Origin of the sequence: Nonomuraea sp. NPDC003560, assembly GCF_042878785.1 — a bacterium.
Lineage (GTDB): Bacteria > Actinomycetota > Actinomycetes > Streptosporangiales > Streptosporangiaceae > Nonomuraea.
In genome coordinates, this window is the sequence record NZ_JBIAOF010000003.1 from 192,334 (window position 1) to 218,184 (window position 25,851).

24 protein-coding genes are annotated in these 25,851 nt (G+C 71.7%); 10 read left to right on the forward strand and 14 right to left on the reverse strand.

The annotated features are described in order from the left end of the window. Positions 1-5 precede the first annotated feature (5 nt). A complete protein-coding gene (locus ACFYUV_RS11770) occupies positions 6-692 on the reverse strand; it encodes an SDR family oxidoreductase (RefSeq protein WP_387667830.1) in 687 nt (228 codons plus the stop codon). Between the two features lie 55 nt (positions 693-747). Between ACFYUV_RS11770 and ACFYUV_RS11775 the strand changes: the two genes are divergently transcribed. The 3 genes from ACFYUV_RS11775 to ACFYUV_RS11785 are packed head-to-tail and all read left to right on the forward strand — an operon-like array spanning position 748 to position 2,989. Further along, positions 748-1,281 (forward strand): PadR family transcriptional regulator, encoded by a 534-nt coding sequence (locus ACFYUV_RS11775; RefSeq protein ID WP_352326833.1) that lies wholly within the window; start codon positions 748-750, stop codon positions 1,279-1,281. Between the two features lie 11 nt (positions 1,282-1,292). Continuing rightward, entirely contained in the window at positions 1,293-2,243 is a 951-nt protein-coding gene (locus tag ACFYUV_RS11780) for an ATP-binding cassette domain-containing protein (RefSeq protein ID WP_387669264.1), read from the forward strand. Then, positions 2,240-2,989: an ABC transporter permease gene (locus ACFYUV_RS11785; RefSeq protein WP_364324563.1), complete on the forward strand. Its 750-nt coding sequence runs from the start codon at positions 2,240-2,242 to the stop codon at positions 2,987-2,989. The genes ACFYUV_RS11780 and ACFYUV_RS11785 overlap by 4 nt, the downstream gene beginning before the upstream one ends. Here ACFYUV_RS11785 and ACFYUV_RS11790 read toward each other — a convergent pair. The 3 genes from ACFYUV_RS11790 to ACFYUV_RS11800 all read right to left on the reverse strand — a co-directional run bounded on the left by ACFYUV_RS11790 (position 2,969) and on the right by ACFYUV_RS11800 (position 7,431). Continuing rightward, the gene (locus ACFYUV_RS11790; protein WP_387667833.1) at positions 2,969-3,802 is read right to left on the reverse strand and encodes a MurR/RpiR family transcriptional regulator; all 834 of its coding nucleotides are present in this window, start codon (positions 3,800-3,802) and stop codon (positions 2,969-2,971) included. The genes ACFYUV_RS11785 and ACFYUV_RS11790 overlap by 21 nt on opposite strands. A gap of 68 nt (positions 3,803-3,870) precedes the next feature. Then, positions 3,871-5,520, reverse strand: a complete 1,650-nt coding sequence (hutU, locus tag ACFYUV_RS11795) for a urocanate hydratase (protein ID WP_387667835.1) — start codon at positions 5,518-5,520, stop codon at positions 3,871-3,873. A gap of 204 nt (positions 5,521-5,724) precedes the next feature. Further along, positions 5,725-7,431 (reverse strand): ABC transporter ATP-binding protein, encoded by a 1,707-nt coding sequence (locus ACFYUV_RS11800; protein WP_387667837.1) that lies wholly within the window; start codon positions 7,429-7,431, stop codon positions 5,725-5,727. Positions 7,432-7,656: 225 nt separating this feature from the next. Here ACFYUV_RS11800 and ACFYUV_RS11805 point away from each other — a divergent pair, with 225 nt between their 5' ends. Further along, complete coding sequence (locus tag ACFYUV_RS11805; RefSeq protein ID WP_358283613.1) at positions 7,657-8,232, forward strand: PadR family transcriptional regulator; 576 nt, start codon at positions 7,657-7,659, stop codon at positions 8,230-8,232. Further along, entirely contained in the window at positions 8,229-9,038 is an 810-nt protein-coding gene (locus ACFYUV_RS11810; RefSeq protein ID WP_387667840.1) for an SGNH/GDSL hydrolase family protein, read from the forward strand. The genes ACFYUV_RS11805 and ACFYUV_RS11810 overlap by 4 nt, the downstream gene beginning before the upstream one ends. Here the strand turns inward: ACFYUV_RS11810 and ACFYUV_RS11815 are convergent. The 9 genes from ACFYUV_RS11815 to ACFYUV_RS11855 all read right to left on the reverse strand — a co-directional run bounded on the left by ACFYUV_RS11815 (position 9,005) and on the right by ACFYUV_RS11855 (position 18,700). Continuing rightward, positions 9,005-9,697 (reverse strand): hypothetical protein, encoded by a 693-nt coding sequence (locus ACFYUV_RS11815; RefSeq protein ID WP_387667842.1) that lies wholly within the window; start codon positions 9,695-9,697, stop codon positions 9,005-9,007. The two genes, ACFYUV_RS11810 and ACFYUV_RS11815, sit on opposite strands and share 34 nt — an antisense overlap. A 35-nt stretch (positions 9,698-9,732) precedes the next feature. After that, the gene (locus ACFYUV_RS11820; protein WP_387667845.1) at positions 9,733-10,491 is read right to left on the reverse strand and encodes a hypothetical protein; all 759 of its coding nucleotides are present in this window, start codon (positions 10,489-10,491) and stop codon (positions 9,733-9,735) included. Between the two features lie 58 nt (positions 10,492-10,549). Continuing rightward, complete coding sequence (locus ACFYUV_RS11825) at positions 10,550-11,320, reverse strand: hypothetical protein (protein WP_387667847.1); 771 nt, start codon at positions 11,318-11,320, stop codon at positions 10,550-10,552. A 4-nt stretch (positions 11,321-11,324) separates the two neighbouring features. Next, entirely contained in the window at positions 11,325-13,406 is a 2,082-nt protein-coding gene (locus ACFYUV_RS11830; protein WP_387667850.1) for a hypothetical protein, read from the reverse strand. A gap of 62 nt (positions 13,407-13,468) precedes the next feature. Continuing rightward, a complete protein-coding gene (locus ACFYUV_RS11835) occupies positions 13,469-14,470 on the reverse strand; it encodes a hydroxyacid dehydrogenase (RefSeq protein ID WP_387667853.1) in 1,002 nt (333 codons plus the stop codon). Beyond that, a complete protein-coding gene (locus ACFYUV_RS11840) occupies positions 14,467-15,291 on the reverse strand; it encodes a carbohydrate ABC transporter permease (RefSeq protein WP_352324996.1) in 825 nt (274 codons plus the stop codon). Before ACFYUV_RS11840 ends, ACFYUV_RS11835 begins: the two co-directional genes overlap by 4 nt. A gap of 5 nt (positions 15,292-15,296) precedes the next feature. After that, positions 15,297-16,193, reverse strand: coding sequence for a carbohydrate ABC transporter permease (locus ACFYUV_RS11845; protein ID WP_387667855.1), 897 nt, complete (start codon positions 16,191-16,193; stop codon positions 15,297-15,299). 54 nt (positions 16,194-16,247) lie between these two features. After that, complete coding sequence (locus ACFYUV_RS11850) at positions 16,248-17,555, reverse strand: extracellular solute-binding protein (protein ID WP_352350182.1); 1,308 nt, start codon at positions 17,553-17,555, stop codon at positions 16,248-16,250. A 107-nt stretch (positions 17,556-17,662) separates the two neighbouring features. Further along, entirely contained in the window at positions 17,663-18,700 is a 1,038-nt protein-coding gene (locus ACFYUV_RS11855) for a substrate-binding domain-containing protein (RefSeq protein WP_387667859.1), read from the reverse strand. Positions 18,701-18,824: 124 nt separating this feature from the next. Between ACFYUV_RS11855 and ACFYUV_RS11860 the strand changes: the two genes are divergently transcribed. Next, positions 18,825-20,630 carry a DUF2264 domain-containing protein gene (locus tag ACFYUV_RS11860; protein ID WP_387667861.1) on the forward strand — a complete coding sequence of 602 codons (1,806 nt, stop codon included), beginning with the start codon at positions 18,825-18,827 and terminating at the stop codon, positions 20,628-20,630. A gap of 58 nt (positions 20,631-20,688) precedes the next feature. Here the strand turns inward: ACFYUV_RS11860 and ACFYUV_RS11865 are convergent, their stop codons facing one another. Further along, complete coding sequence (locus ACFYUV_RS11865) at positions 20,689-21,393, reverse strand: FCD domain-containing protein (protein ID WP_358283588.1); 705 nt, start codon at positions 21,391-21,393, stop codon at positions 20,689-20,691. A 124-nt stretch (positions 21,394-21,517) separates the two neighbouring features. On the opposite strand from ACFYUV_RS11865, the gene ACFYUV_RS11870 reads away from it, so the two are divergent. From ACFYUV_RS11870 to ACFYUV_RS11885, 4 genes are all read left to right on the forward strand, one after another. After that, positions 21,518-22,888 carry a glutamine synthetase family protein gene (locus ACFYUV_RS11870; protein ID WP_387667863.1) on the forward strand — a complete coding sequence of 457 codons (1,371 nt, stop codon included), beginning with the start codon at positions 21,518-21,520 and terminating at the stop codon, positions 22,886-22,888. A gap of 8 nt (positions 22,889-22,896) precedes the next feature. Then, positions 22,897-24,240: an aldehyde dehydrogenase family protein gene (locus tag ACFYUV_RS11875; RefSeq protein WP_387667866.1), complete on the forward strand. Its 1,344-nt coding sequence runs from the start codon at positions 22,897-22,899 to the stop codon at positions 24,238-24,240. Positions 24,241-24,333: 93 nt separating this feature from the next. Continuing rightward, entirely contained in the window at positions 24,334-25,098 is a 765-nt protein-coding gene (locus ACFYUV_RS11880; RefSeq protein ID WP_364324614.1) for a 3-oxoacyl-ACP reductase, read from the forward strand. After that, the gene (locus ACFYUV_RS11885; protein WP_387667869.1) at positions 25,095-25,784 is read left to right on the forward strand and encodes a gamma-glutamyl-gamma-aminobutyrate hydrolase family protein; all 690 of its coding nucleotides are present in this window, start codon (positions 25,095-25,097) and stop codon (positions 25,782-25,784) included. The genes ACFYUV_RS11880 and ACFYUV_RS11885 overlap by 4 nt, the downstream gene beginning before the upstream one ends. Positions 25,785-25,851 lie beyond the last annotated feature (67 nt).

Genomic DNA, 25,851 nt, shown 5'->3' on the forward strand with positions numbered 1-25,851 from the left:
AGATGTCAGTTGGCCGGGCCCGCACTCGGTCTGATGGTCAGTTCGGTGAGGTGGGCGTCGGGTCCGGCGTTGATCGTGGCGAGCACGGCCCGCGCGACGCTCTCCGGGGTGAGGTACTTGTCCGGTTCGTACGCGCCGCCCTCCTGGGCGCGCACGCCGCGCTGCATGTCGGTGGCCACCCGGCCCGGGTAGACGGTGGTGACCCGCAGCTCGGGCTCCTCCAGGCGCAGCGCGTCGGCGAAGGCGCGCAGGGCGAACTTGCTGGCCGCGTACGAGGCCCACTCGGGGTTGGCCCGCTGCCCCGCGCCGGAGTTCACGCAGACGACGTGCCCCCGGGCGCGGCGCAGCGCGGGCAGCAGCAGCCGGGTCAGCTCGGCGACCGCGACGACGTTGAGCTCCATGGTCGTGCGCCAGTTGCCGACGGGCTGGTCGGCGATCCGGCCGAGCAGCGCGATCCCGGCGCTGTGCACGAGCACGTCGAGCCGCTCGACGCCGCTGACGTCGGCCTCGGTGAGCCGGGTCAGCTCGACGGGCCAGGGCCGGGCGTCCGGCAGCTCGGCCGCCAGCCTGGCGAGCGCGGACTCGTCCCTGCCGCCGAGGATGACGTGATGCGTGGGGCCCAGCGCCCGCGCCACGGCCTCGCCCACACCACGGGAAGCGCCGGTGACCAGCGCAGTCGGTCGTTCAGTCATGGTGCCGAGTTTATGACCTTGACGGTTATACAAATTTGAGTACAAACTTGAGCACATGTCGGCGTCCACGCGCATCCTGATCCTCGGTTCCCTGCTCGACGGCCCCATGAACGGCTACGGCGTCCGCCGCCGGCTGGAGATGATGGGCGCCGACACCTGGGCCAACGTCGCCTTCGGCTCGATCTACCACGGCCTGGGCAAGATGGCCGACGAGGGGCTGCTCGCGGTCGTCGAGGCCGGCAAGGGCGGCAAGGTCGTCTACGAGCTGACCGAGGCCGGCCGCTACGAGTTCCACCGGCTGCTCATGCACAGCTGGTCCGAGGTGAGACCCGTCGTCGACCCCTTCCAGGTCGCGCTGACGTTCATGCATCGGATGAAAAAGCAGGAGATTCTCGACGCCCTGCATGGCAGGATTCGGCAACTGCGACTGAACATCGAGACCATCGACCACGCGTACGGCACCAAGCAGCGCTACGGCGAGCCCCGCCACCTCGACGAGAACCTCCGCCTGACCCAAGCCATGCTCCAGGCCCAGCTCGACTGGGTCGAAGGCGCGATCGGCCGGGTCGAGAAGGACGAACTGCCCTGAGGAGAAAAATGATCATTGAGGCACGTGAGTTACGCAAGACGTTCACCACCAGGAGCCGCAAGGGCTCACAGACCGTCGAGGCCGTGCGCGGCATCGACCTCGACGTCGAGAAGGGCGAGATCTTCGGCGTGCTCGGCCCCAACGGCGCCGGCAAGACCACGACGATCCGCATGCTGGCCACGCTGATCACGCCCGACTCCGGCACCGCCGTCGTCGCCGGCCACGACCTGCGCAAGGAGCCCGAGGCCGTGCGCCGCCGGCTCGGCTACGTCAGCCAGGCGGGCGGCGTGGAGGACACCACGAGCGCCCGCGCCCAGATCATGATGGCCGCGAAGATCCACGGCGTGGCCGACCCGAAGCAGGCCACGGCTGACGTGCTCGACCGCTTCGACCTCGCCGAGATGGCCGACCGGCCCGGCCGCACGCTCTCCGGCGGCCAGAAACGGCGGGTGGCCATCGCGCTGGGGCTGGTGCACGCCCCGCCGCTGCTCTTCCTCGACGAGCCCACCACCGGCCTCGACCCGCAGAACCGGGCCAACCTCTGGGACCGCATCAGACAGCTCCGCGAGGCCGGCACGAGCGTGCTGCTCAGCACCCACTACCTCGACGAGGCCGACGCGCTCTGCGATCGGCTGGTGATCGTCGACCACGGGCGCATCGTGGCCGAGGGCACGCCCGGCGAGCTCAAGCGCGAGGTCTCCGGCGACGTCGTCACGCTGCGGCTGGCCGAGCCCGAGCGGGCCGCCGAGGCGCTCAGGCCCCTGGCCCGCGAGGTCCGCCTGGACGAGGACGCCCTGCGCGTCTACGTCGACGACGGCGAGCACACCCTGCCCGCGCTGCTGCGCGTCCTTGAGGAGCAGGGCATCGGCCTGCGCTCGATCGCCCTCGACCGCTCCACCCTCGACGACGTCTTCCTGGCCAAGACCGGCCGGTCCCTGCGCGACACCGGAGCCGCCGCATGATCCGCCACATCGCCCTGTTCACCGGCTACGAGCTGAAGAAGTCCTTCAGCAACCCCGTCTGGCCGCTGTTCGGCATCCTGCAGCCGGTGCTCTACCTGCTGATGTTCGCGCCGCTGCTCAAGGACCTGACGCCGGGCCGCAGCACGGTCGACGCCCTGCGCATGTTCACGCCCGCGTCGATGATGATGATCGCCGTGTTCGGCTCGTTGTTCTCCGGGTTCGGCCTGATCGCCGAGCTGCGCAACGGCTCGCTCGAACGGTACGCCGTCAGCCCCGCCTGGCGGCCGGCCATCGTGCTCGGGCGGGTGGCCAAGGACATGGTCGTGCTGGTGTGCCAGGCGGTCCTGGTGCTGGTCGTGGCCGTGGCCATGGGCGTGCGGATCGGCGGCGTCGAGCTGGTGCTGGTGCTGGCGCTCATGGCGGCCACCGGGCTGTTCGCCTCCGGGCTGTCGCAGGGGCTGGCGCTGACCGTGCGCGACGAGAACGGCATGTCGCAGACGCTCAACCTGTTCATGCTGCCGATCATGCTGCTGGCCGGGCTGTTCATCCCGATCGCGTTCGCGCCCGGCTGGATGCGGGCGATCGCGCCGGTCAACCCGCTCTACCACGCGGTCGAGGCCGGGCGGGCGCTGTTCGCCGGACGGCTGGACGACTCGTCGATCCCGATCGCCTTCGCGCTGTTCATCGTGCTCGCGGTGCTCACGACGCTCTGGTCGACGCGGTCGCTACGCAGGATCGCCGGGTAGGAACGTGCCGGCCTCGTCGGTCATCCGCTCGTACTCCTCCAGCCTGGCCCTGGTACGCAGCGGCGCGGCGTCGGCCATGGCCTCGACCAGGGCCATGGCCAGGGCCAGGGGGGCCGCGTGGGAGTCGAACACCAGGCGGTCCCCGACCGGGCCGTCGAGCACGACCTCGGCCGGGAAGCCGGGCTTGTCGGTGATGGCGGCGACGCGCAGGCCGAGCTTCCCGGCGTACTCCAGCGCCTGCACGACCTCGGCCGGATAACGCGGGAGCACCACCGCCACCACCCACTCCGCACCCGCCCGCCGCGCCGCGTGCAGCCCCTCGACCAGCTCGGAGCCGCCGTGGGTGAGCAGGCGCACGTCGGGGTGGATGCGCCTGGCGTAGTAGGCGAAGGTGGTGGCCAGGCCGCAGGAGACCCGCAGGCCCAGCACCGGCAGCGGCTCGGTGGCGGCGAGCTGCTCGCCCAGCTCCTTGAGCGGGAGGGCGGCCAGCCGCTCGCGGACCACGGCGAGGTTGCGGATCTCGCTGTCGATCGCGTTGCGCAGCAGGCTCTCCTGGGGCGCAACCACGCCGCCCCCGAGCACCAGCGGGCGCAGCGCCTGGCGCAGCTCGGGATAGCCGGCGAAGCCGAGCACCATGGCGAACCTGGTCACCGACGGCTGGCTGACCCCGGCCCGCTCGGCCAGCTCGACGCTGGACAGGAAGATCGCCTCGTCGAGGTGCTCGCCCAGGTAATGGGCGATCCTGCGCTGCACCGGCGACAACCTCCGGCCGTCGAGCAGCACGCCGAGCCCACCGTGATATCCGTCAGCCACGCCACCTCCAACACTCCGCCACCGGCATTCTCATCCCCCGCGCCGCGCGGGGGACGGCGACGACGGGGTCAGGACTCGCGCATGGGGATGCGCACGCCACGGGCCTCGGCCACCTCTGCGGCCTCCTCGTACCCCGCGTCGACGTGGCGCATCACGCCCGTGCCGGGGTCGTTGGTCAGGACGCGGTTGAGCTTCTCCCCGGCCAGCGCGGTGCCGTCGGCGACCGTGACCTGCCCGGCGTGAATGGACCGGCCGATCCCCACGCCGCCGCCGTGGTGGATGGACACCCAGGCCGCGCCGGAGGCGGTGTTGAGCATGGCGTTGAGCAGCGGCCAGTCGGCGATGGCGTCCGAGCCGTCGGCCATGGCCTCGGTCTCCCGGTACGGCGAGGCCACCGATCCGCTGTCCAGGTGGTCGCGGCCGATCACGATCGGCGCCTGGAGCTCGCCGGAGGCCACCATGTCGTTGAACCGCTCGCCCGCGACGTTGCGCTCGCCGTAGCCGAGCCAGCAGATGCGCGCGGGCAGGCCCTGGAAGTGCACCTTCTCGCCGGCCTGCGCGATCCACCTGGCCAGCGGCTCGTTGTCGGGGAACAGCTCCAGGATCGCGCGGTCGGTCGCGGCGATGTCGGCCGGGTCGCCGCTCAGCGCGGCCCACCGGAACGGCCCCTTGCCCTCGCAGAACAGCGGCCTGATGTACGCCGGCACGAACCCGGGGAAGTCGAAGGCCCGCGTGTACCCCGCCAGCTGGGCCTCCCCGCGGATGGAGTTGCCGTAGTCGAACACCTCGGCGCCGGCGTCCTTGAAGCCGACCATGGCCTCGACGTGCCGGGCCATCGACGTGCGCGCCTGCTCGGTGAAACCGGCCGGGTCCTTGTCGCGTTCGGCGCCCATGTCCTCGAAGGCGACGCCGACCGGCAGGTACATCAGCGGGTCGTGCGCGGAGGTCTGGTCGGTGACGATGTCGATCTCGGCGCCCCCGGCCAGCAGCTCGGGCAGGGCCTCGGCGGCGTTGGCCACGACGCCGATGGACAGCGGGCGGCGCGCGTCGCGGGCCTCGTAGGCCAGCCGCAGCGCCTCCTCCAGGGAGGCCGCCTGCACGTCGAGGTAGCGGTGCTCGATGCGGCGGGTGACCGAGCGGGGGTCGCAGTCGATGCAGATCGCGACGCCGCCGTTCATGGTGACGGCCAGCGGCTGGGCGCCGCCCATGCCGCCGAGGCCGGCCGTGAGGGTGATCGTGCCGGCCAGCGAGCCGCCGAACCGCTTCGCGGCGACCGCGGCGAACGTCTCGTACGTGCCCTGGAGGATGCCCTGGGTGCCGATGTAGATCCACGAACCGGCGGTCATCTGGCCGTACATGGTGAGGCCGGCCGCCTCCAGGCGGCGGAACTCCTCCCAGTTGGCCCAGTCGGGGACCAGGTTGGAGTTGGCGATGAGCACCCGGGGGGCCCATTCGTGGGTGCGGAAGACGCCCACCGGGCGGCCCGACTGGACCAGCAGCGTCTCGTCGCCCTCCAGCGTGGTCAGGGTCCTGACCATGGCGTCGAAGGAGGGCCAGTCGCGGGCGGCCCGGCCGGAGCCGCCGTAGACGACCAGCTGCTCGGGGTGCTCGGCGACCTCGGGGTCCAGGTTGTTCTGGAGCATGCGGAGCGCCGCCTCCTGCGGCCACCCCTTCGCGGTGATCGTGGTGCCTCGCGGTGCGCGCACGCTGCGGCTCATGGTGACCCTCCTGAATGAACACATTCACCTTTGTCACCCGAAGACTACGGTGGACCGCGTCCAGCGGTCCACCGCAGGCTGCAGGCGAAGCCTGCGCCTACGGTCCCGTAGCGTCCAGCGGTCCACCGCAGGCAGCAGGCGAAGCCTGCGCCTACGGTCCCGAAGCGTCCAGCGGTCCACCGTTGGGTTGAACGTGAGGCTCCCCTAGCTGGTGAGGAACTGGGTGGCGGCCAGTTCGCGGTAGAGGTCGTCGTCCGCGACGAGTTCGGCGTGGGTGCCGACCGCCCGTACGCCGCCCGCCTCCATCACCACGATCCGGTCGGCGTTCGTCACGGTGGACAGCCGGTGGGCGATGACCAGCACGGTCGTCTCGGCCGCCACCTCGGCGATGACCTCGCGCAGCCGCAGCTCGTTGACCGCGTCGAGCTGGGACGTGGCCTCGTCGAGCAGCAGCAGCCTGGGCCTGCGCAGCAGCGCCCTGGCGATGGCGACCCGCTGCCGCTCGCCGCCGGACAGCAGCACGCCGCGGTGGCCCACCGCCGTGTCGAGCCCTTCGGGCAGCCGGGCGACCAGGTCGTCGAGCCGGGTGCGGGTGACGGCGCGGCGCAGCTCGTCCTCGGTGGCGTCCTGGGCGGCGAAGAGCAGGTTCTCGCGCAGCGTGCCGGCCAGGACGGGGGCGTCCTGCTCGACGTAGCCGAGCGCGGCCCGCAGCTCGCCGAGGGGCCAGTCGCGGATGTCCCGGCCGCCGATGGAGATCAGGCCGTCCTGGTGCTCGTAGAAGCGTTCGAGCAGGGCGAACACCGTGGACTTGCCCGCGCCCGACGGCCCGACCAGCGCCGTGAGCCCGCCCGCGGGCACCTCGAAGGTGACGCCGTCGTGCACCGCGGGACGGTCGTCGCCGTACCGAAAGACGACGTCCTGGAACCGCAGGCCCACCGGCGTGCCCGCGACCGGGACGGCGGCGCTGACCGGCTCGCCGGGCAGGTCCTCGATCTCCTTGATGCGCCGCATCGCGGCCAGCCCGTTCTGGAGCTGGACGGCGCCCTGGACGAGCTGCCCGATCGGCGGCACCAGGTAGAACAGGTAGAGCAGGAACGCGATCAGGGACGAGACCTCCAGCACGCCCGACGCCACCCGCGACCCGCCGACGGCCAGCACGCACAGGAAGGCGATCTGCACGGCCATCCAGGTCGCCACGCCGGCCAGCGACGTCCAGCCGGCCACCTGCAGTCCGCGGTCGCGGGCGCGCTCGGCCGCCTCCCCGACGACCGCGATCTCCCGCTCCTCCGCGCCGCTGGCCTTGACCGTCCGGTACGCCTGCAGCGCCCGGTCCAGCACGGCCCCCATCTCGCCGACGGCCTCCTGGGCCTGCGTCTGCGCCCGCTGGATGCGCGGCATGATGAGCGCGACCAGGCCGCCGATCACCACCACCACGAGCAGTGTGACCAGCAGCAGCACGCCGTCCATGGTGGCCATCATGACGATCGCGCCGATCAGCATGAAGACCGCGCTGACCGACTCCACGATCCCGTTGGTCAGCACCGCGCGCAGCAGCGTCGTGTCACTCGTCACCCGCGACATCAGGTCGCCGGGCTTGAGCCGGTCGACGTCGGCGACCCTGAGCCGGAGCATCCGGTCGACGAGCCTGCGCCGGGCGCCCAGCACGACGCCCTCGCCGGTGCGTTCCATCAGGTAGGTGCCCCCGGCCGAGACGACGGCTCCGACGAGCACCGCCACGGTCAGTCCTAACAGCGGCGCGGCCAGCGACTGGTCTTCTCCGAAGGCGTCCACGACGTACTTGGCCAGCAGGGGCATCGCCAGCCCCGCCACCGAGCCGATCAACCCGAGCAGACCGCCCGCGATCAGGACTTTCCGGTGCGGCCTGAGGTAGGCCAGCAGCTCTTTGAGCACCCCAACTCCTCTCACGACATTTCTCGAAATTGCCCAACGAACGGCGCAGCGCGATCCGCACCGCCGCGCCAGGGTCAACTTAGATTGACGACCAAAGTATGTCAACTTTCGTTGACGTCTCCTCCTTGGGAAGGAGACGCACGGACGATCGCCGCCCTCTGGCACCGGGATCGGCGGCGGCCCTATAGTCATGTCCATGAGTAGTCATGTTCTTGAGCGTCGCTGATGGCGTTGCGGCATGCCGTGCTGGCGGCGCTGCTCGACGGCGAGTACAGCGGCTACCAGCTCACCAAGATCTTCGACGTGGGCGTCTCCAACTTCTGGTACGCCGCCCCCCAGCAGCTCTACGCCGAGCTGACCAGGCTGGAGGCCGACGGCCTGGTCACCGGCCGGGAGGTGGTCCAGCGCGGCCGTCCGAACAAGCGCCTGTTCTCGGTCACCCCGGCCGGCCTGGACGAGCTGGCCGCCTTCGCCGCTGCTCCGGCCAAGCCGTTGCTGCTCCGCGACGACCTGGCCGTCAAGGTCCACGCGGCCGACCGGCTCGACCCGGCGCCGCTGATCGCCCAGCTCCTCGACCGCGCCGGGGAGGCCGCCGCCAAGCTCGCGTTCTTCGAGCAGACCCTGCTGCGCCTGCGCGGCGACCGCGACGAGGAGTCGTTCCTGCGCGAAGGCGAGCGGGTCGGCCCGTACCTGTCCTGCCTGGCGGGCTGCCGCCTGGAGCGGGAGATGCGCGACTGGTGCCTGAGCACCGCCCGGACGCTCGGCGAGCGCGCCGCCCGGACCTCGGAGGAGAACCCGTGACCTACACCCGTTACGTCGCGCTCGGCGACAGCCAGACCGAGGGCCTCGGCGACGGCGACGACGTCCTCGGCCACCGCGGCTGGGCCGACCGGCTCGCCGAGCACCTGGCCCGCGGCAATCCCGGCCTGCTCTACGCCAACCTCGCGGTGCGCGGCCGGGTGGCCGCCCAGATCCGCGCCGAGCAACTTCCCGCCGCGCTGGAGCTCCGTCCCGACCTGGCCACGGTGATGGCGGGCATGAACGACATCATCCGTCCCGGTTTCGACGCCGCCGCCGTCGCGGCCGACCTGGAGCACATGTTCGCGGCGCTGACCGGGGCGGGCGCGCGGGTGGTGACCGTGACCTTCCCCGACATCGGCCGGATCGCGCCGCTGGCCAGGCCGCTGCTGCCGCGCGTGCTCGACCTCAACGCCCGCGTCCGCGAGGCCGCCGCCCGGCACGGCGTGACGCTGGTGGACACCTTCCCCGACACGGCGGTGACCGACGCGCGGTTGTGGAGCCCCGACCGGCTGCACGCCAGCCCGGCGGGGCACGCCAGGTTCGCCGCGTCGGTGGCGTACGCGCTGGAGCTGCCCGGCAGCGACGACGGCTGGAACCTGCCGCTGCCCGTGCTGCCGCCGCCCGGCCGCCTGCGCACGGCGGCGGCGGAGGCCCGCTGGCTGGGCTCGTTCGCCGGGCCGTGGATCGCCCGGCGCCTGCGGGGCCGCTCCTCGGGCGACGGCCGGGTGTGCAAGCGCCCGGCGCTCGCGCCGGTGCCCCTCGGCCTGCCGGATCAGTCGACCTCGGGCAGGTCGGGATCGTCGTAGTCGGCGTCGCCGTCGTCGGCCCTGCGCAGCTTGATGTCCTCGGCCCACTCCCGGGCGAAGGCACGGATGTCCGCGATGTGCCGTTCGTCCAGGCCGTGGGCCTCGAAGCGTTCGTCGCTCATGAGCTCGACGAACTCCAGCCGCATGAGCAGCTCCTGCGGCGAGAAGTCGTCGAGGTGGACGGCGGCGAGGCGTTCGAGGTCGCGGAAGGAGAAAACGTGCGCCGCCGAGGCCGCGTCGGCGACGTCGGCCGGCAGCCCCCTCTCGTGCAGGTCGCGCACCCGCAGCCCGATCACGTCCGCCGGGGCCGCCACCGGCAGGCCGTCGCACACCACCGGGGGCTCGCGCAGCGCCTCGCGGGTGAGGACGATCTCGGCCTCACGCCCGATGGACGGGTCCGTGACGATCAGGCGGGCCGCCCACGCGGCGCTCTCGGCGACCTCGGCGACCAGCCCCCCGGCGCGCAACGCGGCCACGACGTCATCGGCGGCGGACGGCAGGGGCCCTTCGGCGGCGGTCACCAGGTCGAGGCCGTCGACCAGGCGGTCGGTGAAGCCGTGGGCCCGCAGGGCGTGGCCGCCCGCCAGCAGCAGCCCATGCCGCTCGCCGGCCGGGGACAGCGCCCGCAGCAGGCGCTCGGGGAACGGCGGTAAGCGCATCAGAGCGCGGCGGGGGGCGCGAGCGGTGTCATGGGTCAAGTATGCCGACGGCCGCGCCGGCTGGAGGGCAGGTCGTGCCGCCCCGACAGGAACTCCTGGAACGCGATCTTGGCCCTGATGACCGGCCGCCGCCAGCGCTCCTCACGGTGGACGGCGGTGGCCAGCTTGCGGGGCGAGCGTCCGCCGCGGAAGAACCAGCGGGCCCACGGCGAGCCGGGACGGGCCAGGCGCACGGCGCCCACCACGAGCAGTAAAGGCAGGAACAGCCCCGCCATCCCGGTCCAGATCTTGCCCTTGAGCAGCGTGATCACCGCCAGCGCGAGGTTGGCCACGATCAGCGCCGCCGGGTTGACCGGCGTGCCGTAGTCCCAGGTCAGCGGGCGCAGGCCGATGAGGAGCAGGCCGGTCACGGCGACGGCGATGAAGACCGCGTCCACCGAGGTGCGCCCCTCCTCCTCCCAGTAGACGTCGTGCAGGTGCAGGATCAGCGCGAACTCGTCCAGCACGAGGGCGGAGCCGACGCCGAACACGCAGGCGGCGACCACCTGCCCGGCCTGCGCGGCGCCGTTGACGATGAGCCCGGTCACGCCTCCGATGAGCATGAGCACGACGCCGAACACGACGTGGTGGATGTGCATCTCGCCCACGTTCACGTTGCGGAACCAGCCGACCTTGGCCCTGATCAGGCGGACGTTGATGCGGGTGGCGATGAACGCCACGATGAGCGTGACGAAGTAACAGAACAGCGGCAGCCGTCCCGTGGTGACGATGTTGCTCTGGAACCAGTTCCCCATGACCTTAGAAGTCGATGGTACGAGCCGGAACAGCCTTGTATGTCCGCTGCGGGAGGGCTCATGAGGCGGCTCTCGCCTGGAGGGCCCGTTCGTAGCCCTCGATGACGAGCTGCCGCCTGATGGTGTCGCGCACCTGGTCGAAAGGGGGCGCGCCGGGGCCCGCGGTGCGGGCGTACCGGTCGCGCAGGCGGCGTTCGGACAGGTCGAGGGCGGCCGCGTGCAGCTTGCCGAGCGCCGAGTCCAGCTCGGCGGCCCGCACCTGCGCGTAGGTGTACTGGTCGTAGGAGGGCACGCCCGGGATCGGGCGGCCGGAGCGCGCGGCCTGCGCGCGGCGGGCGTTCTCGGCGGCCAGCTCGCGCTGGAACCCCTGCTCGCTGACGTCGGCGAGCAGGCCCGCCTCGCGGGCCCAGATCCGCCGCGCCTTGTCCAGGACGGCGGCCCGCACCGCCCGCTCCCTGAGCCGCCGCGCCGGGGTGACGCCGTCGCGGGGACGGTCCCAGAAGCCAGGACCGAGCCCCTGGGCGGCGAACTCGGAGATCACCTCGGCGCGCACGGTCTCGGCCGCCCTGAGCACCTCGGCCCCGCTCACCGGCTCCCCCTCGAACGTGACGACCGTGTCCCCGGGACGCATCCCGAGCACCTCCGCCACGCCCGCCGACGCCGCCCGCGCCGGAACCCCGCCTCCGGTCTCCTTCCCCGACACCGCGATGCCGACGACGAGCATCCCGGCCAGGGCGAGAGCCGCCCACAGGACCCGCCCGCGCGCCGGGAACCCCGGACGCGGGCCGGACGCCCGGCGCGACCGGCCGGTGGCCGTGGTGCTCGTCACGGCGTCAGCTCGCGATCTTCATGTCGAAGACGTGGAACCCCGCGTTCGCCAGCGGGCTGCCCGCCGGGAAGGTCACCGTGGCGACCGTCCTGGACGCGTCGAGCGGCACCGCGTAGCCGAACACCGACACGCCCGACTCGCGCGTCTGCCCGGTGGCCGGGTTCTTGTAGCTGGTCTGCGTCATGTTGTGGTAGTCGGCGCGGGCCACGAGCACGCCACCGGCGGGCGCGGTCGCGTCCCACTGGTCGCCGAACCTGACGGTCTTGTCCTCGGTCGTCCCGTCGGTGTAGGTGACCTTGAACACGCCCTCGCGCGCCTTCAGGCCACCGGCTCCGAGCAGGACCAGCCTGGCGCCCTGCCCCGGCAGCGCGACCGTCTGCCCGGCGGCCTTGACGTTGTCGGTCATGCCGTACGGGCGCGGGTGCCAGACGAAGTCGGCGCCGAGCACGTTCACGGTCCGGCCCGGCGTCAGGCCGGCCTTCTCCAGCGCCTGGCCGGAGTAGCTGCGACCGCTGGTGGAGAAGCCGCCGACGTTGGGGTTGAGGTCGGAGCTGACCGCGACGTTGTTGTACGCCTCCTCGACCGAGCCCGCCACGACCGGCGCGGTGGCCGGCCCGTTGTAGGCCCCGCGCGAGACCGTGCCGGCGACCTGGTTGCCGAAGTAGTCGCGGTCGCCGAGACCGTCCACGACCGCGCCGGACGCGAGCGCGGGCGAGCCTTCGAGCAGCTTGTAGCCGTTCACGTCGGCGGCCCCGTCGGCGGTGCCGGGGGCGGCGAGCCCGGGGTCGGCGGTCACCGCGCGGGCGTCGGCCGCCGGCACGGCCACGCCGCCGTGGTAGACGTTGGAGTCGTAGCCGATGCCGGGGGCCGCGGGCAGCGTGCCGGACGGCGCGTAGAAGATGTTGTTGACGATCTTCGAGTTCCCGGTGGGCACGGCCACGTCGAGCTTCTGCGACGGGCAGAAGAACGTGTTGTTGTACAGCCACAGCGGGCTGGTGTTGTCGCCGGAGGCGTTGCCCGCGATGCGGCAGTCGTCCTGGGCGATGTTGAACCGCAGGATGGCGGTGGCCTTGTAGTTGGGGAACTCGGTGCAGCTCTGGCAGCCGAGGTAGAAGCCGCCGGCGTTGTCGTGCGAGTAGTTGTACTGGTAGACGCACGAGCCCTTGATGCCGCCGTCGCAGTCCCAGGCGGTGGAGTCGAAGATGGTGGGCCGCTGCCGGGTCACCTCGTTGAACTGAAATACCGGGTCAACAGAGTTGATCGGCCACATTCCCGCGAAATTTCCGTCTACGTACGGGTATTTCCCAGCGCCGCCCTCGTCGAACAGGTTCTGCTCCACCAGCGGCCGGTCCGAGGCGTGCACCACGATGCCGTCGCCGCCGACCGCGCGGATGGTGTTGCGGGCGATGAGCACGTTCCGGTGGTAGTCGGTGCCCTTGCGGCTGATCTTGATGCCGCCGCCGCCCGTGTCGTGCACGTAGTTGCCGGTGATCGTGATGCCGTCGAGGTAGCCGACCTTGCCCTCGGGCAGCGCCTGGACGCTGATGCCCGCCGAGTAGGCGAACCAGGAGCTGTTCGCCCCGGTCTTGTTGCCCCATCCGGCGACGTCGGAGATCTCCAGGTCCCGCAGGACCAGCCCGGCCTTCGGCTCGGGGGTGGTGGAGTTGTACTGCACGCCGGTCCGCTTGGCCGTGGTGGCCGCCGGGTTGGTGATGTGCAGCTTCTCCAGCGTCACGTAGCTGTTGTCCACCAGGTGGACGGCCCACTCGCCGCCGTCGCCCTGGATGATCGGCTTGGGGCCCTCGCCGTAGGAGGTGAAGACGACGGGGTGCGCGGCCGTGCCCGAGCCGACGGGTTCGAGCCGGCCGGCGCAGACGGTCCCCGCCCTGAACTTGATCGTGTCCTTCTCGCGGAAGGTGATGGCGTTGACGGCGTCCAGGCTGTTCAGCGGCCCGGCGGCATTGCGCCCCGAGCCGCCGTCCGGCGCCTGGCAGTCGACGAAGAAGTTCCGGGCGGCGGCCGCTTCCGCGGGGGTGGCGACCAGTCCGGCCGCCACGACCAGGGCCGCGACTAACTGAAGGCGCATGTTTCCTCTCCGGGGGTGTTTCAGGCGAGCTCTGATCAGTTCAGAGCGGTTCAGAGGGGGCTTCAGGCGGACCGGGACAGCGTGCCGGGCTCGACGCCGTGCTCGAAGGGCAGGCCCTGGGCGTGCCGGGCCAGTTCGTCGAGCGCGAGGTCGGCCATCCTGGCCAGCTCGCCGCCCAGCGAGCCGGCGACGTGCGGCGTGACGAGCACGTTCGGCAGGTCGTAGAGGGGCGAGTCGGCGGGCAGGAACTCCGGCTCGGTGTGGTCGAGCACCGCGTACAGCCGTCCGGAGGTCAGCTCGGCGACGAGCGCGTCCTGGTCGACCAGGGCGGCCCTGGCCGTGTTGATCAGCGTGGCGCCGTCGCGCATGGCGGCCAGCCGGCCCGCGTCGATCAGGTGGCGGGTCTCGGGCAGGTCGGGCGCGTGCAGGCTGACCACGTCGGAGCGGGCGACCAGCTCGTCCAGCCCGACCCGGCGCGCCCCCAGGTCCTCCGTCAGGTAAGGATCGCTGACCAGCACCTCGAAGTCGAACGGCCGCAGCAGCTCGATCACCCGCCGCCCGATCCTGGAGGCCCCGACGACGCCGACCACCCGCCGGTAGTTGCCGAAGCCGGGGAAGCGGGCGTCCCAGTCGTCGTTGGCCCGCCGAGCCCGGTAGGCGCGGGCGATGTCGATCACCCGCTTGTTCGCGAACAGGATCGCCGCGAGCGTGAACTCGGCCACCGGCTCGGCGTTGGCCGAGGCGGCCGAGGAGACCACGATGCCGCGCTCCCAGCAGGCGTCGGTGACGTGGTGCTTGACCGAGCCGGCCGCGTGCACGATCGCCCGCAGCCGGGGCGCGCGGGCCAGCACCTCGGCCGTCACCGGCGGGCAGCCCCACGAGGTGAGCAGCACCTCGGCCTGCGACAGGTCGGCGTCGTCGAACGCGGCGACCTCGGCCCGGACGTCGGCCACCCTGGCCAGCCGGGCGCGCACCTCGCCGGTGAGCATGCGCCCGGCGACCTCGGCGGCCATGGCGACGACCGTCACCGGCTTGTTCATGTTCTCCCCCGAGAGCTCGTTCACTTGACGCTGCCCGCCGTCATCCCGGCCTTCCAGAACCGCTGCAGGGACACGAACACCAGCAGCAGGGGCACCACGGACAGCAGCGACCCGGTGATCACGAGGCTGTGGAACTCGGGGAAGGCGTTGCCCTGCTTCTCCCAGCCGTACAGGCCGAGGCTGAGCGGGTAGAGCCGCTGGTCGCTCAGCATGACCAGGGGCAGGAAGAAGTTGTTCCAGATGGCGGTGAACTGGAACAGGAAGATCGTCACGTACGCGGGCAGCAGCATGGGCAGCGCCACGGACACGAACGTGCGCAGCTCGCCGGCCCCGTCGGACCTGGCCGCCTCCAGCACCTCGCCGGGCACGTACCCGGAGGAGAGCACCCGCGCCAGGTAGACGCCGAACGGATGCACCAGCACCGGCACGAACACCGACCAGAACGTGTTCACCACGCCGATCTTGGAGGCCAGCAGGTAGAGCGGCACGGCGGTGGCGGTGGTCGGCACCAGCACGCCGAGCAGCACCAGCCCGAACATCTTCTCCTTGGCGAACCAGGAGTACTTGTCGAAGGCGTAACCGCACATCACGGTGACGAACGAGCTGACCGCCGCGCCGACCCCGGCGTACAGGACGCTGTTGAGGTACCAGCGGAAGAAGACGCCGTCGCCCTCCTGCGCGACCGCCCTGATGTTTTCGAACAGGTTGAAGCCGGCGAAGGAGAAGCCGGGCGTCGAGTACAGGTCGGACAGCGACTTGGTGGAGGCGAACAGCAGCCACGTCAGCGGCAGCAGCGTGTAGAGGGCGGAGATGATCAGCAGCACGTTGACCGTGGCGCGGGACATCCACTTCACCGGCGGTTCCCCCACTTCGTGACGGCGTAGGACAGCACGGCGGCGAGCAGCGCGAGCAGGATGGAGGCCGCGCCGGCCTGGCCGTAGTCGTTGTTGCCGAACGCCTCGTTGTAGGCGTACATGTTGGGCGTCCAGGTGCTGACGACGCCGTCGCTGACGTTGTCGAGCACCATCGGCTCGGTGAACAGCTGCAGCGAGCCGATGATCGTGAACAGCACGGTGGTGACCACGGCGCCGCGGATCAGCGGCACCTTGACCTGGAGGGCGACGCGCAGCGGGCCCGCGCCGTCCATCCTGGCCGCCTCGACGACCTCGGCCGGGATGGCCTGGAGCGCCGCGAAGTAGATGATCATGTTGTAGCCCACCCACTCCCACAGCGCGATGTTGACCACCGAGCCGAGCACGTGGTCGCCGCCGAGGAAGTCGACGTCGCCGAGCAGGTCCACGATGGGGCTGATGCCGGGCAGGTACAGGTAGAGCCAGATCAGCCCGGCGATCACGCCCGGCACGATGTGCGGCATGAACAGCGCGAGCTGGAAGAACTTGGCCAGCCTGGCCAGCCCGGAGTCCAGCAGCAGCGCCAGCGTGAGCGCGCCGCCGATCATCAGCGGGATGTACAGCACGCAGTAGCCGAGGATGACCAGGAAGCCGTCGGTGAAGGCGGAGTCCTTCAGCGTGTCCAGGTAGTTGCCGAGCCCGACGAACACGGTCTCCGCGCCGCCGAAGCCGAGCCCCGACGACTTCTCGCTGAACAGGCTGAGGTAGACCGCGTAGGCCAGCGGGGCCACGATCACGGCCGCGAACAGCGCGAAGAACGGCCCGACGAACAGCAGGATCGCCCCCCGCCGCCGCCACCCCTCGCCGCCGCGACCGCTTCCTACTGGAGGAGTCACAAGCTGCCTTTCGGTGGGTCGCGGCGGAGCCGGCGCTCCGCCGCGAGCGTCGTGCTACTGCTGGGCGACGTTGAGGCCGCGGCTCTTGATCTCGCCGACGGTGGCCGTCTGGGCGGCGTCCAGCACGCCGGGGATGGTGGTGCCGCCGCTGGAGACCTTGCCGAGGGCGTCCTTGAACGTGGTCAGCGTCTGGACCATGCTCGGGCCCCACGTCCAGCCGGGCTGGACCGTCTTGTACGACTCCGCGAACAGCGCGTAGATGTCCTGGCCGCCGTAGAAGGAGGCGTCGAAGCTCTTGGCCGCGACCGGCACGAGGTCGGCGATGGCCGGGAAGCCGCTGGAGGTGCCCGAGGACAGGCGGGCGGTCCACGCCTCCTCCGAGCCGGTCAGCCACTTGACGACCTCGACGGCGGCCTTGGCGTTCTTCGACCCCTTGCTCACGCCGAACGTGGTGCCGCCGAGCATGCCGCTGGCCGGGGTGCCCCAGTTCGGGATCGGCGCGATGGCCCACTTGCCGGCCTGGCCGGCGTGGTTGCCCTTCATGACGCCCGCGCCCCAGTTGGCGCCGACGTAGCCCCAGAGGGTGTCGTCCTCGAAGGCGGCGTTCCACTCCTGGCTGAAGGACGGCTGGACCTTCAGCAGGTCGTCCTTGACCAGGCCCTGCCAGTACTCGGCGACCTTCTTGCTGGGCTCGTCGTTGATCGTCACCTTCCAGGCGTCGCCCTCGGTGCCGAACCACTTGCCGCCCGCCTGCCACGACAGCGCGGCCAGCACGCTCGGGTCGTCGGGGAAGAAGGTGGCGATGCGCGACTTGCCGTCGGCCTTCTTGACCTTCTCGGCGGCGGCGCGGAAGTCGTCCCAGGTCTTGGGGACCTCGATCTTGTTCTTCTCGAACAGGTCCTTGCGGTAGAAGAACACCTGCGGCGCGGCGTCCATGGGCAGCGCCCACGCCTTGCCGCCCAGCTCGACCAGGCCGAAGACCTCGGCCGGGTACTTGGACTTGACGTCGGCCACGTCGGCCGAGATGTCCTGGAGGGCGCCCTGGTTCACGAAGTCGGGCAGCTGCGGGTACTCCACGGACATGACGTCGGGGGCGTTGCCGGCTTTGACGGCGTTGGAGAACTTGGCGTAGCCGCCCGCGTTGCCCGAGGGGATCTCCTCGTACTTGATCTGGACGTCCTTGTGCGACTTGTTGAAGGCGTCCACGACCTGCTGGGTGCCCTTGGCCCAGCCCCAGAAGGTGACCTCGGCGGGCTTGCCCGCCTCGCCCGCGGGCTGCGCCGGCTCCGTGCTGCCGCACGCGGCGGCGAGCAGGCTCATACCGGCCAGCAGTCCGGCAATGCCGGCGCTCTTGCGTCCCATCGATGGCTCCTCATCGCTTTCGATCGATAAGGCATCATTCGCTCATACTCGATCGATTGTCTAGAGAGAGGCCACAAATCGATCAATAACGAAATGGATGCGTAACGTCACGGACGTGGCGCGACCGTGGATTCCCGGACCCTCAGCTCGGGCAGCAGCGCCACGTGCTGGGCAGGGCGCCGCGGGCCCTCCTGGATCCGGCTCACCAGCAGGTCGACGGCACAGCGGCCGACCGCGGCCTTGGGGGGCGCGACGGCCGTGAGCGGGGGGTCGCTGAGCGCCGCCACCTCGTCATCGTAGGCGACCAGCGACACCTCTTCGGGAATGCGCACCCCGGCCGTCCGCAGGTGCTGGACCAGCAGCAACGTGTCCTCGTCGTTGTGCACCAGCATGGCGGTGACCCCGCCCCTGATCGCCGCGACCACGTCGGCCACCTGCTCGCGCGAGGGCCCCTCCTGCGCGACGTCGAGGTGGACGGGCTCGGCCAGCCCCAGGTCGCGGACGGCGGCGAGGAACCCGTGCCGCACCCGGGGGGCCGTGGGGCTGTCCCGCGAGACCATCGCCAGGCGCCGGTGCCCGAGCTCGGCCAGGTGCCGGGTGCCGAGGAAGGCCCCGTGGGCGTGGTGGGAGGCCGCCGCGTCCAGCAGCGAGGCGGGCCCGCCCAGCTCGGCCCGCCGTTCGACGAGCACCGCCGGCACGCCCAGCTCGGCCAGCCAGTCCTCGTGCGAGGCGTCCGGCTGCCTGCTCGGGGTGAGCAGCAGGCCCTCGATGCCGCCGTCCACGAGCTGCCTGACCTGGGTGCGGTCCTCCTCGTCGTCGTAGCGCGAGACGCCGAGGACGAGCCGCGCGCCCAGCCGTTCGGCCTGCTCGCGGGCGCCCCTGATGACCGCCGGGTAGTAGTAGGTGGCCGAGGGCACCAGCATGCCGAGGGTCAGGGAGCGCTCCCTGGCCGGGGCGGGCGCGGACTCGGGCCGGGTGATGCCGCCGTGCACGCGGTTGACCAGGCCCTGGCCGGCCAGGTGCTCGACGTCCCTGCGCAGGGTGACCATCGAGACGTTGAGCCGGTCGACCAGCTCGGCCAGGCGTACGGAACCGCGCTCGCGCACCTCGCGCAGGATCAGTTCATGACGTTGTTCGGCGAACACCGCGACTCCTTCTGACTCGACCCTACGATCCTAGCGGGAAGTGCTTTCGTTTTTGAACGGATGCTTTCGTTCGATCAGGATGCTAAGGTCCCGGCCGAGACCGGACGTCCCTTTGGAGTGCCGCATGTTCCCGCTTCCGCCGGAGGATCGAACGCTCAGCCCGTACACCGGCTGGACCCGCGCCCATTGGGAGGCGGTGGCCGACGGGCTGCTGGCCGCGGTGGAACCGTACCGCTCCGCGGACGGCGCCGTGATCACGTTGCCGGGACGCGAGAGCTGGTCGCGCTGCGACGGCCTGGAGGGGTACGCGCGCACCTTCCTGCTGGCCGCCTTCCGCGTGGCCGGCGGCGGCCCCGAGGAGCTGCTGGCCCCGTACGCGCGCGGCCTGGAGTCCGGCCCCGGCGTCTGGCAGCCGATCGAGGACCGCACCCAGCCCATGGTCGAGGCGGCCTCGATCGCCCTGTCGCTCTGGCTGACCCGCGAACGCCTGTGGGACCGCCTGTCCCCCGCCACCCGTGAACGCGTCGCCGTGTACCTGGCCGGGGCGCTGCGCCACGAGCCGGTGGACAACAACTGGTGGCTGTTCCCCGCCATGGTGGGCGGCTTCCTGTCGGCCGTCGGCCTGCACGCCGAGGAGGCCGGCGCGGCGGTGGAGCGCGGCCTGGCCCGCATCGAGCCCTGGTACGCCGGCGACGGCTGGTACGCCGACGGCGACAACCGTTCCTTCGACCACTACAACGGCTGGGCCATGCACCTCTACCCGGCCCTGCTGGCCCACCTGGCGGGCCAGGGCTCCCCCGGGCCACGCCTGCGCCGCTTCCTGGAGAGCTACGCCCTCACCTTCGACCAGGACGGCCGCATGCTCTACCAGGGCCGCTCCCTCACCTACCGCTTCGCCTCGGCGACCTCGCTCTTCGCCGGCGCCCTGCTGGAGGCCACCCCGCTCTCCCCCGGCCAGACCCGCCGCATCGCCTCCGGCGTCCTGCGCCGCTTCCTCGACGAGGGCGCGCTCTCCCCCGAGGGGCTGCTCACGCTGGGCTGGCACGGCCCGCACGAGCCCTCGCTGCAGTCCTACTCCGGCTCGGCGTCGCCGTACTGGGCGTCGAAGGCGTTCCTCGGGCTGCTGCTGCCGGCCGGCCATCCGGTGTGGACCGCGACCGAGGAGCCCGGCCCCACCGGCCTGGCCGCGCTGCCCGGTCCGGGACTGGTCGTCCAGCACACCGGCGACGTCGCCCGCCTGCTCAACCACGGCAGCCAGCACCACCCCGGCGACCCCCTGTACGACCGCTACGCCTACTCCACCCGCACCGCGCCGACGACGGGCGTCCCCGACAACCACTTCGGCGTGGTCGGTCCGGACGGCACGGTCGCCGGGCGCGGCACGATCACCCCTCGGGGGGCGGGCTCGGCGGGCGACCTGGCGTGGGCCGCGTCGGCGGGCGCGGGCGTGGAGAGCCTGAGCGTGATCAGGGGGGCCGTCGAGGTGCGCGTCCATCGGGTCGCGCCCGGCTCGGCGGTCCGGCAGAGCGGCTGGGCGCTGGTCGCGTCCGCCGACCCGGCCGACCAGGCCGACCAGGACGACCCGGCCGGCGGGCCCGGCGTCCGGGTCCGGGCCCGGGACGGCGACGGGCTGGTCTCCGAGCTGGTCGCGGTGCGCGGCTACAGCCGGGCCTACGTCGCCGACGCCCCCGAGGGCAGCGCCTTCGGGGCCCCGGCGGCCGTGCCGGTGCTGGAGGGGGTGGCGGCGGACGGCTGGGCGGTCAGCACGGCCGTCCTGGACGGCGACCCGGCCGGGACGCCGTCGGCGGCGGCCGACGACATCACGCTGACGGTGCCGTCGGCGGCGGTGACGGCTGACGAGATCACGCTGACCTGGCCCGACGGCACCCGCCACACCTTCCAGGTCCGCACCCCGGACACCGCCGCCTGACGGCCCGCCCACGCTGAGACCCACGCGCCGGCCCTCCAGAAGGCGCTCAGGCCCACGCTCAGGCCAGGAAGGCGCGCAGGAGGGCTGCCGTGCCCTCCAGGTGCTCGGCCATCGCCCGGCGCGCCGCGTCCGGGTCGCCGGCCAGGATGGCGTCCACGATGGCCCGGTGCTGGGCGGCCGCGTGCTCGATGTTCACCTGGAGCATCGGGATCGCGTTCAGCAGGTCGCTCACCCGGGAGCGGGCGTCGGCGCACGTCGCCGCGAGCAGCGTCGAGCCGGTCAGCTCGGCGATCGACAGGTGGAAGGCCGTGTCCAGGCGCCGGTAGTCCTCCAGGGGCGCCGCGTCCAGCTCGGCCAGCCGGCGCAGCAGCACCTCCCGCTGGGCGGGGGTGAGCTCGGCCGCGGCCAGCACCTGCGCCGCCCCGCACTCGACCGCCAGCCGGAACGTCAGCGCGTCCGACAGCTCGGCCATGCCCATGTCGGCCACCGCCTGCCGCAGGTCGCCCGCGTCGGGCCGCGGCGGGACATAGGTGACGAACGCGCCGCCGTACCGGCCGCGCCGCACATCGAGGTAGCCCGCGTCCTGAAGGGCGCGGATGGCCTCGCGCAGGGTGACCCTGCTGATGCCCAGCCGCACGGCGAGCTCGCGCTCGGGCGGCAGCTTGTCGCCGTACGCCACCACGCCCAGTTTGATCGCCTGGAGCAGCCGTTCCACGGTCTCCTCGAAGGCGTTTCCCGCCTTCACCGGGCGCAGCACTGTCATCAAACGCGCCGAATCGTCCAAGGTGTCCTCAGGTCTTGACAAGCGATCCCGGCATGCACATCAATGGTCTGAGACTAGCCCAATCAACGGGAAAGCGCTTCAGAGCAGATCGGAGCGACCTAGGGTGAGCGAACCAGCGGGCAACGGATTCCTGTCCGTCGAGGAACTGCGGGGCGAGGTCGCCTCCGGCCGGATCGACACGGTGCTGCTCGCCGTCGCCGACATGCAGGGCAGGTTGCAGGGCAAACGGCTCTCCGCCCGCTACTTCCTGGACGAGGTGCTGCACCACGGCTCCGAGGGCTGCAACTACCTGCTCGCGGTCGACGTGGACATGAACACCGTCGCCGGCTACGACATGTCCTCCTGGGACCGGGGCTACGGCGACTTCGCGATGAAGCCCGACCTGTCCACCCTGCGCCGGGTCCCCTGGCAGGACGGCACCGCCCTGGTCATGGCCGACCTGGCCTGGGAGGAGGGCGGCGAGGTCACCGCCTCGCCGCGGCAGATCCTGCGCCGCCAGCTCGCCCGCCTGGCCGAGCGGGGCCTGGCCGCGTACGTGGGCACCGAGCTGGAGTTCGTCGTCTACGACGACAGTTACGAGGACGCCTGGCGGCGCGCCTACCGCGACCTGACCCCCGCCAACCTCTACAACGTCGACTACTCCCTTCTCGGCACCGCCCGCGTCGAGCCGCTGCTCCGGCGCATCAGGCGCGACATGGAGGGCGCCGGCATGTACGTCGAGTCGGCCAAGGGCGAGTGCAACCTCGGCCAGCACGAGATCGCCTTCCGCTACGACGAGGCCCTGCGCACCTGCGACAACCACTCGATCTACAAGAACGGCGCCAAGGAGATCGCCGCCCAGGAGGGCCGCTCGATCACCTTCATGGCCAAGCCGAACCAGCGCGAGGGCAATTCCTGCCACATCCACATCTCGCTGCGCGGCCTCGACGGCGGCCTGGCGATGGCGGGCGAGGGGCCGTACGGGCTCTCACAGCTCGGCGCGCGGTTCATCGCCGGGCAGCTCGCCCGCATGCGCGAGCTCACTTTGCTGTACGCCCCCAACGTCAACTCCTACAAACGTTACGTGCCCGGCAGTTTCGCGCCGACCGCCGTCAAGTGGGGCGTGGACAACCGCACCTGCTCCCTGCGGCTGGTGGGCCACGGGCCGTCGCTGCGGGTGGAGAACCGGGTGCCGGGCGGGGACGTCAACCCCTACCTGGCGGTGTCGGCGCTGATCGCGGCCGGGCTGGACGGCATCGACCGGGAGCTGCCGCTGGAGGACGCCTTCGCGGGCAACGCCTACGACTCCGGCGCCGAGACCGTGCCCCACACGCTGCGGGACGCGCTCGCCCTGTTCGAGGGGTCGAAGCTGGCCAGGGAGGCGTTCGGCGAGGACGTGGTCGAGCACTACGCGAACAACGCGCGCGTGGAGCTGGCCGCCTTCGACGCGGCGGTGACGGACTGGGAGCTGTTCCGTGGTTTCGAGCGAATGTGACGGTAGGCATGAGGATCGTTAATCCGGCGACGGAAGAGGTCGTCGCCGAGGTCGAGATGGCCGACGCGGCGGAGGTCGACCGGGCGGTGGAGCGGGCCGCGAAGGCGTACCGGAGCTGGCGGGAGGTGGCGCCGGGCGACCGGGCGCGGGTGCTGCGCCGCTTCGCCGACCTGGTGGACGCCCACGGCGAGGAGCTGGCCCGGCTGGAGCTGGACAACGCCGGGCACCCGATCGGCAACGCGCGCTGGGCGGCCGGGGCCGTCCGCGACGTGCTGCACTTCTACGCCGCCGCCCCCGAGCGCAACCACGGCAAGCAGATCCCGGTGCCCGGCGGCGTGGACATCACGTTCCAGGAGCCGCTGGGCGTGGTGGGCGTCATCGTGCCGTGGAACTTCCCGATGCTGATCATGTCGTGGGGCGTCGCCCCGGCGCTGGCGGCGGGCAACACGGTGATCGTCAAGCCGGCGGAATGGACTCCGCTCACGGCGCTGCGGCTGGCCGAGCTGGCCCTGGCGGCGGGCCTCCCCGAGGGGGTGCTCCAGGTGCTGCCCGGGGCAGGGGAGGTCGCGGGCGCCCGGCTGGTCGAGCATCCCGGCGTGGCCAAGATCGTGTTCACCGGCTCGACGGAGGTGGGCAAGGAGATCGCCGCCAAGGCGGCGGCGCAGGTCAAGCGGGTGACGCTGGAGCTGGGCGGCAAGTCCGCGAACATCGTCTTCGCCGACTCGGATCTCGAAAAAGCAGCAAAAACCGCCCCTTATGCGGTCTTCGACAACTCCGGCCAGGACTGCTGCGCCCGCTCGCGCATCCTCGTCCAGGCCGAGGTGTACGACGAGTTCCTGGAACGCCTGTCGGCGGCGGTGCGCGGCGTCAAGGTCGGCGACCCGCTCGACGAGTCCACCGAGATGGGCCCGCTGATCAGCGCCGAGCACCTGGAGCGCGTCCGCGGCTTCGTCGAGGGCACGCCCTACCTCCAGGGCGACTGCCCCCAGGGCAAGGGCTTCTGGTTCCCGCCGACGGTGCTCACCTCCAAGGTCACCGACCGCGCCTTCACCGAGGAGATCTTCGGCCCGGTCGTGTCGGTGGTGCCGTTCGCCGACGAGGCCGAGGCCGTGCGCATCGCCAACGACACCCCGTACGGGCTGAGCGGCTCCATCTGGACGCGCGACGTCGGGCGGGCGCTGCGGGTGGCCCGCGCGGTGGAGTCGGGCGCCCTGTCGGTGAACTCGCACTCCTCGGTGCGCTACTGGACCCCGTTCGGCGGCTTCAAGCAGTCCGGCCTCGGCCGTGAGCTCGGCCCCGACGCCTTGACGGCCTTCACCGAGACCAAGAACGTCTTCATTTCATGGGAGTGAACCTGACGCAGTGAGCGGAGTGAAGGGCTGAGGAACGAAGCCCTTCGCGAAGCGAATGAGGAAGGTGAACGACCAATCGGACAGGGAGTGACAGTGCAGCGTTTGCAGGACCGCGTGGCCGTGATCACCGGCGCGGGCAGCGGCATCGGGCTGGCCACGGCGCGCAGGTTCGCGCAGGAGGGCGCAAAGGTCGTCTGCGTCGACATCGACGAGGAGGCCGGGGCCAAGGCCGCGGGCGAGGTCGGCGGCCTCTTCGTCAAGGCCGACGTGACCAGCGAGGACGACGTCGTCCGGATGTTCGCCACGGCCCACGAGACCTACGGCAGCGTGGACGTCGCCTTCAACAACGCCGGCATCTCGCCGCCCGACGACGACTCGATCCTGGAGACCGGCCTGGATGCCTGGCGCCGCGTCCAGGAGGTGAACCTGACCAGCGTGTACCTGTGCTGCAAGCACGCCATCCCGTACATGCGGCGGCAGGGCAAGGGTTCGATCATCAACACCGCGTCGTTCGTGGCGGTGATGGGGTCGGCCACGTCGCAGATCTCGTACACGGCCTCCAAGGGCGGCGTGCTGGCGATGTCGCGCGAGCTGGGCGTGCAGTTCGCCCGCGAGGGCATCCGGGTCAACGCGCTGTGCCCGGGGCCGGTGAACACGCCGCTGCTGCAGGAGCTGTTCGCCAAGGACCCCGAGCGGGCCCAGCGGCGCCTGGTGCACATCCCGGTGGGCCGCTTCGCCGAGGCGTCGGAGATCGCCGCCGCCGTGGCGTTCCTGGCCAGCGACGACGCCTCCTTCATCACGGGGGCCGAGTTCCTGGTGGACGGCGGCATCTCCGGCGCGTACGTGACGCCGCTGTGACCCGTCCGGTCATCGGCGTCACGACGTACGTCGAGCCCGCCCGGTTCACCGTGTGGGACCTGCCCGTCGCGCTGCTGCCGTACATGTACGTCGAGAAGATCGTCCAGGCCGGCGGGCAGCCCGTGCTGCTGCCGCCGGCCGGCGATCCCGCCCAGGTCGTGGGGCGGCTCGACGGTCTCGTCCTGGCCGGCGGCGGCGACGTCGCCCCGGCCAGGTACGGCCGGGCGGCGCACGAGCGCACCGGCTACGTCCGGGAGTTCCGGGACGAGGCCGAGTTCGCCCTCCTGGCGGCGGCCCTGGAGGCCGGGCTGCCGTTCCTGGGCATCTGCCGCGGCCTGCAGGTGCTCAACGTGCTGCTCGGCGGCACCCTGCACCAGCACCTGCCCGACGTGACCGGGCACACCGGCCACTCCCCCGCGCCCGGCGAGTTCGGCCACCTGCCGGTCACGCCCGTCCCCGGCAGCCGCCTGGCGAAGGTGCTCGGCACGGACCCGGTGGCGGTCCCGCACTACCACCACCAGGCCATCGACCGGCTCGGCCGGGGCCTCACGGTCACCGCCACGGCCGACGACGGGACGATCGAGGCGGTGGAGCTCGACTCCGGCGGGTTCGCGGTGGCGGTCCAGTGGCACCCGGAGGCGGGCGAGGGACCGGCGCTCTTCGAGGCGTTCACGGCGGCCTGCTGAGACCGTTACTGGAAAGCTTCTTTACCTTTTCTGCGCCCTCAAATCGCGCGAAATCCCAGCTCAGGGG